Origin of the sequence: Stutzerimonas kunmingensis (assembly GCF_002929225.1) — a bacterium.
Taxonomy (GTDB): Bacteria; Pseudomonadota; Gammaproteobacteria; order Pseudomonadales; family Pseudomonadaceae; genus Stutzerimonas.
This window is the reverse complement of sequence record NZ_PISM01000020.1, coordinates 369,439-386,144: the sequence shown is the minus strand read 5'-3', so window position 1 is coordinate 386,144 and position 16,706 is coordinate 369,439. Positions and strand designations below refer to the sequence as shown.

At 58.6% G+C, this 16,706-nt stretch carries 6 protein-coding genes; all 6 read right to left on the bottom strand.

All coding sequences use genetic code 11. The features are described from left to right. Positions 1-387 precede the first annotated feature (387 nt). The gene (gene hhe / locus CW305_RS16410; protein WP_104098421.1) at positions 388-6,120 is read right to left on the bottom strand and encodes a DUF4011 domain-containing anti-phage protein Hhe; all 5,733 of its coding nucleotides are present in this window, start codon (positions 6,118-6,120) and stop codon (positions 388-390) included. Positions 6,121-7,407: 1,287 nt separating this feature from the next. Beyond that, on the bottom strand, positions 7,408-10,590 hold the full coding sequence (locus tag CW305_RS16405) for a type I restriction endonuclease subunit R (protein WP_104098420.1): 3,183 nt from the start codon (positions 10,588-10,590) through the stop codon (positions 7,408-7,410). Positions 10,591-10,659: 69 nt separating this feature from the next. Continuing rightward, complete coding sequence (locus tag CW305_RS16400; protein WP_079328408.1) at positions 10,660-12,342, bottom strand: RNA-binding domain-containing protein; 1,683 nt, start codon at positions 12,340-12,342, stop codon at positions 10,660-10,662. Next, positions 12,335-13,279, bottom strand: a complete 945-nt coding sequence (locus CW305_RS16395; protein ID WP_079328406.1) for a GIY-YIG nuclease family protein — start codon at positions 13,277-13,279, stop codon at positions 12,335-12,337. Before CW305_RS16395 ends, CW305_RS16400 begins: the two co-directional genes overlap by 8 nt. Further along, a complete protein-coding gene (locus tag CW305_RS16390) occupies positions 13,276-14,571 on the bottom strand; it encodes a restriction endonuclease subunit S (RefSeq protein ID WP_079328404.1) in 1,296 nt (431 codons plus the stop codon). The genes CW305_RS16395 and CW305_RS16390 overlap by 4 nt, the downstream gene beginning before the upstream one ends. After that, positions 14,568-16,487: a type I restriction-modification system subunit M gene (locus tag CW305_RS16385; RefSeq protein WP_104098419.1), complete on the bottom strand. Its 1,920-nt coding sequence runs from the start codon at positions 16,485-16,487 to the stop codon at positions 14,568-14,570. Before CW305_RS16385 ends, CW305_RS16390 begins: the two co-directional genes overlap by 4 nt. Between the last annotated feature and the right edge of the window lie 219 nt (positions 16,488-16,706).

The following is a 16,706-nucleotide window of genomic DNA, read 5'->3' as shown; positions in this document are numbered from 1 at the left end:
GGAATTCGTATAGATAGATTAACCTGGCACCGGCCCCGAGCCGGTGCCGGTTAATGGGATTTCAGAATCGTCCATTCTCAGTCATTTCCAACTCCTTCAAAAAGTGCTCAGCAGCGTTCGACCTTCCATCATTCGTCCCTAATGCTGGGGCTAGAAAGGTGACTCGGCTGGACGCTTACGTCGAGAAGGACAGAAGGTGCAAAAAGGCCTATCACAAAGTCTGAGACAACGTCCGGGGCAGACTAGGCCGCTTTCGACCAAAAGTAGTCAGCCAACGCTGATGACTTTCGCCCGCAAAGCACCCTTTGCCGTTAGTTGCCGGTCGCCATCCAGCTGATCGGGCACGTGTAGCTGATCTGTTCGTCGACAGTGTGGTGCTGAAATGCCTTATGCGTAGTCACCGATCAGAGAAAGCACGTCGTCGATGAACCGCCCCTCAGCGGGGTCGGTTCCCTCACGCAGGTAGCCCGGTAGCCGCTGCTGGAACTCGCTGCGGTCGGCCGGCTTGAACTCCAACAACGCTTCGAGCATGGCTGGGCGTAGTAGGCGGCGGTTGTCCGGTATGTTGGGTAAGGCGGGGCGAATGATCTGCTGATCCAGGTAGTGCAGTTTCTCGCGCAGACTGGTGCCGCCCTCCTGAGAGATGCGCTCGGCGTGCTGGCTCTGCTCTTCGGCGACTTGCTGGATAATCTGCTCCTCGGCTTGTTCTGGATCCACCTCAATAGCCGGCTCGGTACGCAGTGCGGCGAGCTCCAAGAGAATAGGTTCGAGCTGCAGCTTGGCATTCCGGAACCAGTCCACCGACCAGATGCGGCGAATGCGCCAGCCGAGCTGCTCCAGCACACTCTGGCGCAGGCGGTCGCGATCACGGGCCGACTTGGCTGAGTGGTAGGCCGCGCCATCGCACTCGATACCCATGAGATAGCGGCCAGGCTGGCCAGGATCGCGCACAGCCAGATCGATGAAGAAGCCGGCGACACCTACCTGCGGCTCGCACTGATAACCATGGCGCTCCAGGGCTTCGATGACGGCAACTTCGAAGTCGCTGTCTGAGGCTCTGCCGGTCTCGCGGATATGCGGCATGTGACCGGATTCGGCGAACTGAAGGAAGTCGCGCAGGGCCAGTACGCCACGACTGGATGTGCCTGTCGCAACCACGTCGCTGGCGGTGAAGGAAGCGAACACCTGCATGCGCTTCTTGGAGCGGGTATACAGCACGTTGAGGCGACGCCAGCCATCAGCGCCGTTGATGGGGCCAAAGCGCTGGGGCACGCTGCCGCCGATCTCCATCGGGCCATAGGTGGTGGAGATGTAGATGACGTCACGCTCGTCACCCTGGACGTTCTCCAGGTTCTTGATGAACAGCGGCTCGTCACTTTCTTCGTTGCGACTGAAGGCTTCCTGCAGTGCTGGGTTCTGCTTGGCGAGTTGCTCCAACGCACGGTCGATCTGTTCGGCTTGCTTGACGTTCATTGCCACGACGCCGAGCGACTCTTCAGGACGGTGTAGCAAATGGTGTTCGATGGCTTTGGCGACGATATCGGCCTCTTCAACATTGCGTTGCTCAACGAAGCGGCCGCGAGCCACACGCACAAACTTCACGCCGAATTCGTTCGATTCGCGGTGAGGTGACGGGTAGACCACCAGGTTGCTGTCATAGAAGGCCTTGTTGGAGAAGGCGATTAGGCTCTCGTGGCGCGAGCGGTAGTGCCAACGCAGCCGGCGCAGCTTGAATAGCGGCATGGCCGCTTCAAGAATACTTTCCGAATCCTGGGCTAGAGAGGTTTCGTCACTGTCTTCATCGTCATCTCCGCCTTGGCGGGAGAAGAAACTGGTGGGCGGCAGCTGTTTGGGATCGCCGACGACAACCAGTTGGCTGCCTCGGGAGATGGCACCCAGGGCTTCCTCTGGGCGCATCTGCGAGGCTTCGTCCATGACGATGATGTCGAAGTGCACTTTACCGGCCGGCAGGTATTGGGCAACGGCCATGGGTGACATCATGAAGCAGGGCTTTAGCCCTTGTAAGGCCTCAGGGGCGCGCAGCATCAACGAACGAATGGATTCGTGGCGCGTCTTCTTGCCTGCCTCGTGCTTGAGCAGGGCGAGTTGGGTGCGATCCTTAACTTTGCCGGAGTTATTGCCTTCCGGAACCTTGTGTTGATCGATCTTCGCCGCCAGCTGCTCGCGTTGCAGTTTGGTGAGCTGGTTGTCTATTTCGGCAAAGCGGACGCGGATAGCCTCTTGATCCTTACCGGAGAACTGCCCCAGAGTCGGATTGCTTTCGAGTATCTGTTTGGCCCAAAGATCCATCAGGCCCAGAAGGCAGGCATCTTTGGTGCTCTCTGCAGGCACGGTTTGGTTTTCGACGGCGAAGATCACCGCCTCAAAGCCCAAATCAGCAAGTCGCTTGCGCAGGCGGCGGTACTCCAGCCAGTGTTCGAGCAGCTCTTCGTTTTGCGCTGCCCGCTGCAGGCGTTGTTTGAGGGCTGTGGGGTCGTCCTGATTGACACGCTTCCACCAATGCGCCGGTTCTACTTCGGCTTTGTCGTTAAAGCGCGCTAAGGCTTGCTCCCACACACGCAGAGCCTCCCCTAGTTGCTTGCCTTGGGTGTTCCAGTCACTAACCATCTGTTCGGCCTGCTTGGTGGTGCAGGCTGCAAGTTGAGGCACCAGCAGATGGCGTATCGATAGCGTCATGATCGGGCGAACGAAGGACACGGTGTGGCGCCAGGCGATCAGGCGGCCACGTGCCTCGGCCAGGTTGTCGAAGCGAGGAAGCTCTTCTCCCGCCAAGCACGCGAGCAGTTCGGCATTGTTCTGCAGGGCTGCGGCGCGCTCCTGCCAGCTCTCAACCGCTTGGGCGAGCGCCAGTACACGGCCAGTAGTTGGTGCCTGCTCGCTAATCAGCGGTAGAAGTGCATTGAGTGCGCTGCCCAGTTCCTTGATGAGCCGCATATACAGGCCTTTGGGGGCCAACAAATCTTCTGACTTGAGTTGGTGGCCGTCCAAGAGGAGAGTGTTTTCCAGCTCACTGCGATGGGACAGTACGTCCGACAGGTATTCTTTCAGTTCGCTGGCATCGCCCAGTAACTGCTCCAGTACCTGGGCACTTTCTTTGAGCAGATACTCTGCAATCCAGACGTTGCCACCGAAGCCGCGTCCACACTGGTCCCGCAGCGTGCGGTACCAGTGGCGCAGGGCAATCAGCTCATCGGTTTTTGTTCCTTCATCTCTGAAATGCTCGCCGAGCGCCTCCCGGAACGAGGGCTCGGTTGTCAGGCGGTTTTGCTGACGCTTGTAGGCTATGCCGTCCGGCAGTGCCTGAAGAGCCGACTTCAGTTTGATGCCTGGCCGTACCATGGCAAGAACTTCGGCCTTGGCTCCCCGCCAGCCACTCTTGAACCAGCGGAATAATGAGCTGTCAGCGAGCACGCGCTGCAGGTCTTCAAGTCGTGTGTGGTTGGGTAGGTGGTCGAGGGTGAAGACGTTGGCGGATTGCGCTTCGAGCCGCTTGATGTCGGCTAAAAGCTCACTGAGCTCGGGAAGCACTCTATCCAGCGAGGCATCTTCGAAGCGTTTGTGGCGCCACTCCGCCAGGGCAATTGGCATCTGTAGCAAGAGTTCAAGCAACAGGCCCAGCTGCTCGATGCCCTGCTTGTCAGTTCTGAGTGACTGGGCTGTTGCTGGCGCTTTCGCGATGGTTTGAATCAGCAGTTGAGCTTTGGGAGCTTCATCAATGAGCTCTTGGGCTTCTTGGATCAGTTCCAGGAGGTCATCCAGTTTCAGGCCGCTACTGTCGTTGTGCTGCCGTATCTGTGCGCACGATTTTTTGATCGTTTCCAGGGCTTGAGGAGATCCGATGACGCTGGGGTGCAAGGCTTGGTTCAGGGTGACTTGTTGCTCCATCAACTGATCCATGCCTTCTAACCAGGCTTGGAGCGCCTCACAGCTGGAGGCATCGAGCCGGCTGATTAAGTCCCAATCTTCGTCGCCTTTGGGCATCGGCATGGCCGTGAGTGCGCTTGCCAACTGCTGGGTAGCTTTGGGGGAGAGCGAGGCAACCTCTGCGGCTTTAAGGCTGGCCGAGGCCTTGGCTTGTGCCGCGCCTAGCTCATCAAGTGCTGTTATAGAGTGTTTAAGCTGGAGCAGAAGGTCGGATCGTTCTAGCCCGCTTATTTGCGTCTTGGTGCAGCCAAACCATGGGTGTGTTTCAACTTGGCCGCTCTGGCCTGCTTCCTCAGCTGTTTTTGTGTAGATGTGAGCAAAGTAACCTGCCTGCTCATGAACCTGGTTCCTATCCAGGTTGGCTGTGCTAGCGGGATGGAAGTCGGCAGGGCGGACGGCCAGGCTTTCACGCAAGCGTGTGGCTTGCATTAGGATCTGGTGAGCAGTCAGCCCGGTATTGGAATAGAGAGTGTGCAGCTGTCGGACATGATCGTTGAGTTGCTGCTTTAGTCGCTCGTAGTTGTTGATCAAGTCGTTCAGCTGACTAGGCTGGCGGTAGCTACCTCGGTTACTGATGCGCTGTCCGATGCTTGCGGCCACCGTGCTCTTCTGGCTTTTGTGGCTGTGTAGTTCCAGGCAGAACTCTCCCAGCCCGGCGCGAGTTAGCCGGTTCTTAACAACCTCCAGCGCAGCGCGTTTTTCCGCTACAAAGAGCACTTTTTTGCCCTGTGCCATGGCCGCCGAGATCATGTTAGTGATGGTCTGTGATTTGCCTGTGCCGGGCGGCCCCTCAATCACTAAGTCTTCGCCGCGCATTACATCGACCAGTGCACTGTGCTGCGAGCTGTCCGCGTCATCAATCAGCGGATAGGTCTGGTGCACATCTGGAAGCTCGTCGATGGCGTGCTCGCTGCAGAAGCCACTGCCAATGGGTTCGGAACGGTCACTATCTGCTAGGCCAATCAGCCGCTGAACTAGGCTGCTCTGGAGTAGGGCCTGATTTTTGCCAGGTTCAAGATCCAGATACATCATCAGCTTGCCGAACTCGAACAAGCCCAAGGAGGCAAAACGGTGCAGCTTCCAGTCAGGCTTCACTTCGAGAACGGTTTCCCGTACACGAGCGAAATACTCTTCAGGCAGCAGGTCTTCGGTGATGCGTGGCAGTGCAATACCGAAGTCGCGGCGTAGTTTCTCCCGTAGCGAGAGATTGGTGAGGATGTCTTCGCCCGTATACCGCACCTCATAGTCGAAGGTTGCTGTTTTTGGGTTGAGCTTCCCTTTCTCTAGGCGAACGGGGAGCAACATGAGAGGGGCGAGGCGCGCGCTGTTCTTGCCGACTATCGACTCGTCCCATTCGAGAAAGCCGAGTGCCAGGTAGAGAATGTTGGCGCCGGTTTCATCGAGCGATAGGCGCGACTGCGCATGCAGGATTTGCAGGCGTGACTCCAACTCGGTGGGGTAGTAAAGAGTTTGGATGGCATCGTCAGCGTGTTTGTCGCTGGGAGACTCCGATCCCGTTGGCAGCTCGTAGCTGGTTTCAATGCCCAGGATCTGCGCCCAGGCCTCCGCCGTTGGTGGCTTCTTTAATTCACTAACGCTGCCAGTTTGCTCGTCGTACTTGAGGTAGCCCTGCTCAATCAGCTGGCGTTCTGTGGGCTCGGGAACCGGCGCGAAACGCATCGCTTGTTCGGCCGTCAGCGTTTCAAATAGATGGTCGGGGAGCTCGTCGATAATTCGCGCGAAACGCTTGGAGCGAGCGTGCGAAAAATTGAGAAGCCTGTTTCTCGCACTGAGATCTAGGAGGCGACTGCGCAGTTTCTCCAAGCTTTCCGGGCTGTCGCTTGCCGGCTCATCCAAATATTCCCTGTTGGATTGCTCATCGATGGCCGTCTGTTGGGTGTTAGGTTTCCAGCTGCTGTCAAAGCGGAATACTGAGCCGCCTCGACCGCTGCCTTTCTGCAGTTGGCCTCGGGCGATCAATTCTTCGCGAATTGACCAATAGTCCTCGTCGGTCACAGCGAAGTCATGAAGCTCTGCTTTCTGTTCAAGCCGTTGCTTGAGGGTCTTGTTACCTACTGCTGCTCCGTCTCCAGGTACCAGATCCAGTATCCAGTCCTGTACGAGCGTCCTTTCATTGACTGTCAAAGGCCGGCTGGCTGGAGATTGCGCCGTCATGTAATTCATCCATCGGGAAACGTAGAGGCAGATGCAGGCCGAGCTTGTCGAGTCAGGACAGCTGGGATGGCGGGGGCTTAGGAGGCGCCTGAGGCGCGACTGCACTTGCTGAAGCCTTCCCTGGTGTCATGCGGCAGAACTGTGACTGCGTTCGCGTTACAGTAGCGGGCTGGCTAGCTCTGGTAAAGCATGGTGGGTTGTAACGCTGCAACGCGGAAGATTCTTAGGAATTAAGACGACCAGCTGCCTTGGAATAGGTAGAAACTGAATGCCCGCTTCTGGCCCGAGCGCGGTCCTCAAAGAGTCCGTGAATAAAGAAGCCAGCCTTTAGGCTGTTCAACTAGCTAGTCTGCTCCGGCAAATACCACCTCGACACAGCAAAGGTAGCAGCCTGATCTTTCGAGGGTTTTGAGGTGCGCCCTACTCCTTATGAGCACTTGATTCCCCAAAACACTGCAGAACCGATGCCATTTCGCCCACCCCCATTGAGCCCCCAGCCAGAAGCGGCTGCTGGAAACAGGGTATCTCTGGCCGGGGGGCTACGATGAGTTGTATCGGTCTCAATGAGGGCACGGACTGGTTCTGCTCAACGGTTCAAATTCGGCGAGCGATTACGGGCATGATTTCCCTGGAGCCTGAAGGGCTTCCCGGCCAGGTATGAGTGATCACAGCCTCCTTCCGGCGGTAGGCCAGATATGACGGTCTAGTAAGCAGTGTTTGTAAACCGATGGATCGCATCAGCTCAATAACCCAAGAGGTATGGGTGCCCCCTTCCAAGTACGATATCTACCTGGCGGGGAAAATATAGTTCGGCACACTTGTCGAAGCCCAAGCGCGGACAGCCTTAAATTCATAATCGGGTGCTGGTCTACGCTTCAAAACCCCCGAAACCCAGCGCTCCGGCGCCCGCTGTTCATTGGGCCTAGGAGTAGGAACCCGGCGCGCGCATACATGATAGAGGCGGCAGCATTGGCAAGCTCAACCGCACCATTGCTGCCAGCTGGCCGGGACATTTTTTACACCGCTGCTGCGGTCAACCCGAAGCAATAGCCAATGCTCCCACGGTCAGCCTAATTTGCTTTGCGAACCCACGCTCCAGTGTCCTGAGTCCGCCGACAAGCCCCGGCTCGGGCAGAAAGCTTCAGTTTGTCCGAATCAACTTCAAGGGCATACGACAGCGTCATGCTGCCCCCTCATTCCGCTGCACTGGCAGTGGAATGAGGGGGGTGCATTCCACCAAGATAGATATGCGGAATGAAGGGGCCGCAAGCCCGTCAGATAGCCCTGTCACGCGCGGACAGAGCCAAACAAGCCAGCCCCCGCATCCTTCTTAAGCAGCTCATATACAACTGTCAGGAACACATCCCGCGTCGACTCATCGCTGAGCAACTTGGTCGCCATGCTGGTATGGCTGCTCATGGCGGCGGCGATGGCGGAGATGGCTTTTGAGGGCAGGTCGGCCTTCATGGCCTGCTCCATGGTGTTGTTGTGCACCTGCGCCATCACCACGTTGTCGGCGCGCAGCTTCTCGGAAACGTGCACAGCGAAGGCCACCTGGTCGGTGTCGGTGATGTCCTTGCCGAAGGCGTTGTTGAGCTTCTCGATCAGCTCGGTGAGATACTTTTTCTCGCGGTCGCGGGCATCACGCAGGCCGTTGTCGGTCATTCCGTAGAGGCCGGGCGTTTCTGCCTGCACGCCAACACCACTGAGGTTGCTACCCTTCTTGATCTTGTAGTGGCTGAGCTTCAGGTCGCCCAGATCCACTTGCTCCGCCGTAATGCCTTTGAGCCGCTTACGCAGCAGGCGGGCATAGCTGGCGAAGGCCTCCAGACTCGGGTCAGCGAAGTCAATCAGTTGGGCGATGTACTCATAGCTACGCACGAACTTCGTCAGGCTCTCGCTGAATATCATCAGCTCGTCACGCGCCTTGCAGTACTCCGAGCGCTGCACATCGGCGTAATCCATGTCCTTTTCGTTGCCCTCGGCGTGAGCCTTCTCCCAAGCCTTTTCCCACTGGTCGATGGCGTCGTTGAGCGTCCTGAGCTTACCGTTGAAGCGGTCGGTCGCCGACTGTGTAAGCGAGAACAGCTTCTGGTGCGTCACCTTCGGATCAACGATGGCATTGCCGAAGGCCTCTACCTCAGCCTGCTCGTAGATGAACATGCCATCCAGGCGCTGCTTGATGTCGTAGACGATATTCGGGTCCTGGATGTCCGCCACCTGGGCATCGCGGTAGAAGGTTTTGAACGATGCGAGGATCTCTTCGGACTTGTTGACGAAGTCGATGACGAAGGTCTTGTCCTTGCCGGGGAAGGTGCGGTTCAGGCGCGAGAGTGTCTGCACGGCCTCCACGCCAGATGTCCTCTTGTCCAGGTACATGGCCACCAGCTTCGGCTGGTCAAAGCCGGTCTGGTACTTGTTTGCGACGATCATCACCCGGTAGTCCGGTGTGTCGAAGACCTTGCGCATATCACGGCCATTCAGCCTGGGATTCAGGTTGGTCTCGCTGAAGCTGTGATCCGTTGGCAGGCTGGACTCCTCCACATCCGTGTTGGGCACCTCACCTGAGAAGGCGACCATGGCCCGTATGTTCTCGTAGCCCTTGCGCTGGCAATAGTCCTCCAGCGCCAGGTGGTACTTCACCGCTGCAGCACGCGAACTGGTCACCACCATAGCCTTGGCCTGGCCACCGAGGAGGTGCGCCACGTTCTTGCGAAAGTGTTCGACGACCAACTCGACCTTCTGGCCGACGTTAACCGGATTTAGCGATAGCCACCTGGCCAGCTTGCGACCGGCGCTCTTCTCGTCCACGCGCTTGTCATCGACCATGTCGCTGCCGATTTTGAACGCCACCTCGTAGCTGGTGTAGTTCTTCAGCACATCGAGGATGAAGCCTTCATCGATGGCCTGCTGCATGGTGTAGAGATGGAACGGTGCTGGGGGATTGTCAGTGCTTACCGGCTGCGCCGGGTTGCGCGGGCGACCGAACAGGCTCAGCGTCGAATGCTTTGGCGTTGCAGTGAAAGCGAAGTAGCTGGCATTGCCAGGGCGAGAGCGCGAGCTCTGCCACACGGACAACCGTTCCGCCTTGGTCAGCGTTTCCCACTCCGCCTCGCTCTGTCCGGTCAGCACATAGCGCAGGTCATCGGCCGTACTGCCGCCGGTGGAGCTGTGCGCCTCGTCGATGATGATGGCGAAGCGGCGGTTGCGCAGACTTTGCTCGCCGAGAATGGCCTTCTGCGCATAGGGGAAAGTCTGCAGGGTACAGACGATAATCGGCACGCCATCGAGCATGGCCTTGGCCAACTGCTGACTTTTGGGCAGGCTCGACTGCTGGCGGTCGATGGCGCAGACCACACCGGCCTGGTGTTCGATCTGCTGGATGGCATCCTGCAGCTGCTGGTCAAGCACCTGGCGATCAGTCACCACGATCACGCTGTGGAAGTACGGCTCGCCATCCGGACGGCGGACACGGATCAGCGAGTGCGCCGTCCAGGCGATGGTGTTCGTCTTGCCAGAGCCGGCGCTGTGCTGGATCAGGTACGGTTGCCCTGCCCCTTCTACCCGCACCGCATCGATCATCTTGGTCACGCCTTCCCACTGGTGGAACCGCGGGAAGATCAGGCCTTCCTTGAAATAGGTCTTGCCGTTCACATCCTGGGCTTCCTTGCGTTCCTGCAGCACGAAGCGATGGAAGATGTGCAGCCAGTTGTCCTTCTGCAGCACCCGCTCCCAGAAATAGCTCACCGGGTAGCTGCCGTTCTCGCCCGGAGGGTTGCCGGCGGCGCCATCGTTGCCTCGGTTGAACGGCAGGAAGAAGGTCGAATCCCCAGCCAGCTTGGTGGTCATGCGGATGTCGCTGTCGCTCATGGCGAAATGCACCACCGCACCGCGCTTAAAGGTCAGCAGCGGCTCTGTGCCTCCACTCCTGCGCTCAGGTCGGCGATCCACCCGGTACTGCTCCATCGCAGCCTCGACGGACTGGGTGAAGTCTGTCTTCAGCTCCACCGTGGCCACCGGAACGCCGTTAATGAAGAAAGCCAGGTCGATCTCGTCGGCCTTGTCCAACGAGTAACGCAGCTGCGGCACCACGCGCAGGCGATTAGCCGCATAGCGAGCGATAACCGTGTCGTTGCGTGCATCCTCGGGCAGTCCCTGGCTCATGGCCAGGGTGCCGGCACCGGCGATAGCAATTCCGTAGCGCAGCACGTTCACTGTGCCGCCATCGACCTTGTTCTCCAGCTGCTTGACCAGGCGATCCAGCACCACCGCTTCAGTGCCAGCGCCATTCATGGCGCGGAGCTTGTCCATGGCCGCCGGCTGGCTGTCCTGCAGCCAGCCCAGTACATCCTCGGGAAAGAGCGCCCGCCCCTGGTCATAGTCGGCGGATTTGCCCACCCACCAGCCGGCAGCCTCAAGCTGCTCGACGATGTGGCGTTCCAGTTCGCATTCGTGGTGGATGTGGCTCATGAAGCAGTCCCTTGTCTTACCTGCCCTGAAGGTCGGAGGGCAGTTTGTCTTAGGTTGTCTTGGGTTTGTCTAACGCTCGGCGTCTTTAGATGAACTGAGCACCCAACGGCCTTTGTGCAATCCGCCTGATTTCACAATGGTTTGGTCGCGCTTCGACATGGCGTGCAGCAGGTTGCGAAACTTGTTCAGCTTCTGCTTTTCGTCTAATGCATCGGAAAGTTTGTCTAGGATCAGCCTCAATAGCTCCTCCCGCGAAGCAGATCCGTACTTCTTCAGGAAGCCAATAATCAGATCCTTGTAGTAGGCATCATCGAATGCGCGGTTACGGATGTAGTCATCCTTGTTTCCGGTGGTTTTTGCCACCTGCGCGGCCGGGTAGTAGTTGGGTTTACGCCCCTCGATCAGTCCCTGCTTACGCAGCAAGGAGGCTGCGTCATCGGTGATTGCCTGCTTCTTCTGCACCCGGTCCAGCAACATCACCGTATTCAACGGCAGATCCTGACGCTCCAGCAGCAGGCGAGTGTAGTTCTCGTCGATAACATGCCCATAGATTTCCAGAACCACCTTGTCCGGAGTCGACTTGCTGTAGTCGGGCAGAGGGAAGTAGCGCTTGCGCTGGGACTGGGTCATGGTGCTAATACCAAAGCCCATGGTATCGATCATGCTCAAGCTGACCATGGCCTGCGCCAACCAGGGGTTACGATAGCGGCTCGGCGTCACTTCCCCACTGAAGTAATCCTCGGGCTTCCCCTCGAAGAAGCCACCGGCATTCTCGAACACCAGCCGGTCTACCCGCTCGGTCACCAGAACGCGCGAGCGCATTTGGTAGTCCTGGTGTGCGATGCAGTTGTGCAGGGCCTCCAGAATTACTCTGGTGTCGTACTTGCTGACCTCGGTGGCCAGCAGCTGATTCTGCGGGAAGAGCTTGTAACCAATGTTGCGGATGCGGTGGAGCACCTGCGTTGTACTGAGCAGAAAGGGTGGCCCGAAGTGCTCGTAAGCCTGCTCCTCCCCCACCAGCTTCCAGGTAATTTGCGCCAGTGCCGGCAGGAAGTGGCTGGCCTCTGGCTTGCCGAGAAGCAAAAGCGCAGTGCGGGTTACACCACCCTGGATAGTGAGTTTGGCCTTATCGAGAAAGGTGGCCACATCCCAGCCGGCGATGTCTTGGGCGAAGACCGTACTACGGTGTTTCTCGGCGAATTTCTCGCGGGCAAGAGCAAGAGCGGCAGGGTCCAGATCGTTCAACGTTGCGCCTTCGACAATCTGCGCGGACCAGTCACTGGCATCGAGAACCTCATGCAGGATGGCCTCCAGGCGCTCCTGACGCATTTCCACCAACGAGTCATCCAGCCGTTGCCAAGCCTTATCATGGGCATAAACCGGCATACGCGGTCGGTGCTTGGGGATATGAAAGACCCATACCGTCTTGCCGGTATCATCCGTGGTAAAGGGCTCGACACGGAAGCCTTCCGAATCCAGAGCACGGCAGCGCTCCAGCAGACGCTGGCGAACGTTATCGACCGTCTGGTTGTTGAAGTCCTGAATACCCACGATGCGCAGCGTGGCGTCCTCGACTCCAATCACCAGGTGTCCACCCTCCATATTGGCGATGGCCGACAGGTAACTGATTACATCCTTGCCTTCCGCCCCCATAAGGGCATGGCGCAGGTTCTTGAACTCCTTCCATTCGCAGGCGGCATTTTCCTTGGGGAAATGCTCAAGCAGATACTGTTGCAGGCTGGCTTCATTCACGGGTTCCTTCGTCCTCCGGAAGCGCTGGGGTATTCAATTGCTGATCCTGCCAGGCAGCGTAGGTCTGTCCGCTACCCTCGACCATCCAGGATGTACGCCCATTCGCGGCACGGCCACAGACTACGGCCGCCGCCGCACTGGGGCTGCTGAAGGCGTAGTCGTCGCTGAAAGTGAGGTGCTCGCCGCCATCAGCGACTAGCAAGCCTTCGTCGACCAGTTGCTTGAACAGGCCCTGATAGCCGCGCTCGGTGCCCACCCATTCGGCGCGGGCTTTGGAGCCTTTGAGCACAAAGAACTCACCGTCGATTTCCTGGCCCTGGGCGCTTAGACGAGCGCGCGCGAGCTCCAGGATAAAGCGCGGGGAACGGCTGACCGGCGCCACTGTGCTGGCGGCAGCCGGCGCGGAAGGTTTGGTCAGCTCGCGCAGAAAGTCGAAACCCAGCACCGGAAGTACGGTGCGGATCTGCTCCAAAAAGAAGGCCATATCGGCGCGGTCGGATTCGGGCAGGCTGACGTACTCATGCGCGGTGCCGTTGACCAGCTCGCAGCGGCCAAGATTGCCAGCGATGCCGATCAGCAGGCTTTCCAGATACTTCACATGGGCCTTCGTCAGGTTCTGGTCCTTGCTGGTGACCAGGCACACGCGCTCCCAGAAATCTTTGCCGCCAGCATCCTCCGGGCGATTGTGGCTCTTCAGGCGCTTGGCCACATCGTCCGATTCGCCGATATACACCTTCGAGCGCAGGCTGTTGTCCGGGTCAGGACCGACCAGAAAGTACACGCCGGTACGTGCGCACTCGGAGCGCTGCACCAGTTCAGCCAGCTTGGAACGCGGGCCGGTCAGCACATGCCCCGTCCAGTTCATGATCTCGGCGGTGAGCAGGCCATTGGGCGTGCCGTCCACCAGAAACAGACGCAGGCTGCGGCCCTGGCTCATACCGCCTCCCGCAGATCGATCTGGCCGGTGACGGCGGCGGTGATCAGGGCGGAGCGGCGCTCTTTGAGGAGTTCGATGCTGCGTTCTGTCTGCGCCAGCAAGGCACCCACCTGAGCGGCTTGGCGATGCAATCCATTCAGGATGAGGCGCTGCTCCTCTTTGTCGGGAAGCGGAACGGCGAGCTCCATCAGGTTGCTAGAGGAGATAGAGGCTAGGTTTGTGCTCTGTTTAGAGCGCCCCATGAAGTAGAACTGGGCAGCAGCTGAACCGGTGAATGTGTTCAACCACTCAGAGCTGACACCATGCGGGCGAACGGCAAACACATGGTTCTGGTGGATACATGGCTCTATCTCACCGTGCCACACATGACCTCGCCCAAGCTTGTCGAAGTCTCCCCCTTCGTTCATTAGCACATCTCCGGGCTGCAGCAGATAACGCGACAGGTCCGTAGTTGAAACTTCTATGGTCGCGACCTCATCCAGATCCAGATAGCCGTCCTGCACGTTGGCCACCCTCAGATAGGGGATCTCAACGGTGTCCTTTTCGGCGTTATCTTTTCCCTTGGCGATGCCGGTTTGGACTGCGGCGATGAACTTCAGGCGCTTAACAGCCCAATGCTCCGGCACCTCCCCCAGCCATTCCACGCCGGAGTCTTTCATCTTCACATTGGGATTGAGGCCCTTGGTGACGGCATGGGTGATCAGCGCCTGGCGCTTTTCGCGTAGCAGCTCGATAAAGCGGGTTTTCTTTTCTATCAGCGCGTCGATGCGGGCGGTTTCGTGGTCGAGGTGAGCAACCGCTTTTCTCGCCTCATCAGATGACTCTGGAATGACAAGCACGATGCTCTTCATGTCGTCTTGAGTCAGCTTGTCGCGAGTTGAGCCATCGATGTAGTGACGGTACTCAACGCAATTCAATGCATGCACGAACCACGTAATTGGGTAGTCCGTCAGTGGACGCAAGACGTGGATGTGGTTGTTGATCCAAGATTTTCCTTGGATGGCATAAGCAACCGGCCTATCCCTGTCAAAGAATGGCGCACCATCTTCACCAAGCAGCACCAATGGCTCATCGAAGATAAATTTCTCGATGTAATCGACCACACCACCTGAACCCCAATATGGAACCTCGCCTTTGATGTCAGCCCGCTGCTCAGAGTTGAGCGGCACACGCTTGCCATCCAGGCACTCAAAGCACCATTTAAGCGGCACGATGCTCCAATGCTTCGGCAGCCGCCCCAACCACTCCACCCCGGAGTCTTTATAGACAAGATAGGGCTTGTAATGGCTCATGCCGTGACCTCGCCCAGCAGCGCAGCGATCTCGGCTTCCACCGCCTTGAGATCGGCATCGATCTCAGCCAGCGGGCGCGGCGGCTGGTAGACGTAGAAGTAGCGGTTGAAGTTGATCTCGTAGCCGACGATGCCGACCTGGCCGTCCTTCGAATCCGTCTTTCCTTTGTCGATCCAGGCATCCGGCACATGGGGCAGCACTTCGCGGGCGAAGTAGTCGTCGATGCTTTCCTTAAGCGGTACGTTCTCGAACTCGCGCAGGTCGGCGTCGGCCTGTTGGTTGCCCTTGTCGTCCAGCACCGGCTGGGCATTGGCATCGCGCTCGCCAAAGCAGGCCAGTGCGGCTTTAAGCGCGCCCTTGCCAAGCTTCTTGATGCCGGCGGCCTTGAGGAAGGCCGGCAGGTTGTCGAACTCGCCCTGCACAGCGGCAAAAGCCTCGGCCTGATCGGAACCCTTGGTGTTCTGGTAGGCGGCGAGCTTATCCGGGGTAACGGAGAAACGCAGACGCAGCGGACGTTCGACGGTGATGCGCCGGTAGCCAAAGTCGGTGGTGGCAAAGATCTTCGAGTTCGGCCCGTCCTCGAACGCCTCATGCAGCTTGGCGATCTCGGCGATCTGCTCGTCCGACAGGTACTTGCGCTTGCTACCGAGGCTTTTTCGCATCGGTGCGTGCAGGGCGCTGGCATCGATCAGCTGCACCTTGCCCTTGCGCAGCGCGTCCGTGTGGTTGGACAGCACCCAGATATAGGTGCCGATGCCGGTGTTGTAGAACAGGTCGTTGGGCAGGGCGATGATCGCTTCCAGCCAGTCGTTTTCCAGAATCCAACGGCGGATCTCCGACTCGCCCGAGCCGGCTCCGCCGTTGAAAAGCGGCGAGCCGGAGAGCACGATGCCGATGCGGCTGCCACCCAGTTCGACGGGCTTGCGCTTGGACAGCAGGTGCATAAGGAACAGCAGCGAACCATCGCCCACGCGCGGCAGGCCAGCACCGAAGCGGCCAGCGAAGCCTTGCTGACTGTGCTCGCCCTGTACCTGCTTCTGAACGTTCTCCCACTTCACACCGAACGGCGGGTTGGCCAGGCAGTAGTCGAACTGCTCATGGGGCAGGTGATCGTCGGACAGGGTGTTGCCGAGCTTGATGTTACGGGTGTCGTAGCCCTGGATCAGCTTGTCCGCCACCGAGATGGCGTAGGTTTCCGGGTTCAGCTCCTGGGCGTAGGGCACCAGGCGGGCATTGGGGTTCCACTCGTAAACCTGCTCGATGGCCGAAGACAGGAAGCCGCCCGTACCAGCCGCGCAGTCGTAAACGGTACGCACCACACCATCACCATTGAGGGCCTGATGATCCGGCGCGAACACCAGGGTGGTAGCCAGGCGCACCACGTCGCGCGGGGTAAAGTACTGCCCGGCATCGTCGTTGGATGATTCGGCAAACTTGCGGATCAAATGCTCGAATACTAGCCCCATTTCATGGTTGCTGATCTTGTCTGGGTGCAGGTCGACCGCTGCAAACTTCTGCGCAACCAGATACAGCAGATTGGCCTTCTCCAGCTTCTCCAGCCAGCGGTCGAAGGCAAAGTGGTCGAACACCTGGCGGGCGTTGGCAGAGAATTTGGCGATGTAGTCTTCCAGGTTGGCACGGGTACTGGTGGAGCCGACACTGGCCAGGGAAAACTGCGAGACGTTGTAGAAGGTGGCGCCAGCAGTGGTCGGCAGGATCAAGTCCATGTCCACGCCGCTGGCCTTCATCGCCTCGTACTGGCTGCGGACCTTGTCACGGGTGGGCTCCAGCACACACTCCAGACGACGAAGCACGGTGAACGGCAGGATGATGCGGCCGTACTCGGAGGGACGAAAGGCCCCTAGCAGCAGGTCCGCGATGTTCCAGATAAAGGGAGCCAGGGTCTGTTGATGCACGTGCGTAGTTCCTTGTAGCGCCCCAAGGGAGAGCGTGAATGCTCAACCCCCACGAGTTAGCTTGATCGGGTGACGAACCTTAACCGCTCGTCTGCGGCCGAGCCAGTATTCGGTCTTGCTAGTCGTGGCGACTGTGTGAATATCCTTTGTAAGTTTTGCAGCTCTGCTCTGGGAGTGATACCGGGGCGGCCCAGCCGGCGGTGGCCCGTAAACACCGGC

What these genes read in the sequence shown, in the direction of transcription:
- hhe (WP_104098421.1), bottom strand. Translation starts at nt 6,120, where the DNA reads ATGACGGCGCAATCTCCAGCCAGCCGGCCTTTGACAGTCAATGAAAGG.
- CW305_RS16405 (WP_104098420.1), bottom strand. Translation starts at nt 10,590, where the DNA reads ATGAGCCACATCCACCACGAATGCGAACTGGAACGCCACATCGTCGAG.
- CW305_RS16395 (WP_079328406.1), bottom strand. Translation starts at nt 13,279, where the DNA reads ATGAGCCAGGGCCGCAGCCTGCGTCTGTTTCTGGTGGACGGCACGCCC.
- CW305_RS16390 (WP_079328404.1), bottom strand. Translation starts at nt 14,571, where the DNA reads ATGAGCCATTACAAGCCCTATCTTGTCTATAAAGACTCCGGGGTGGAG.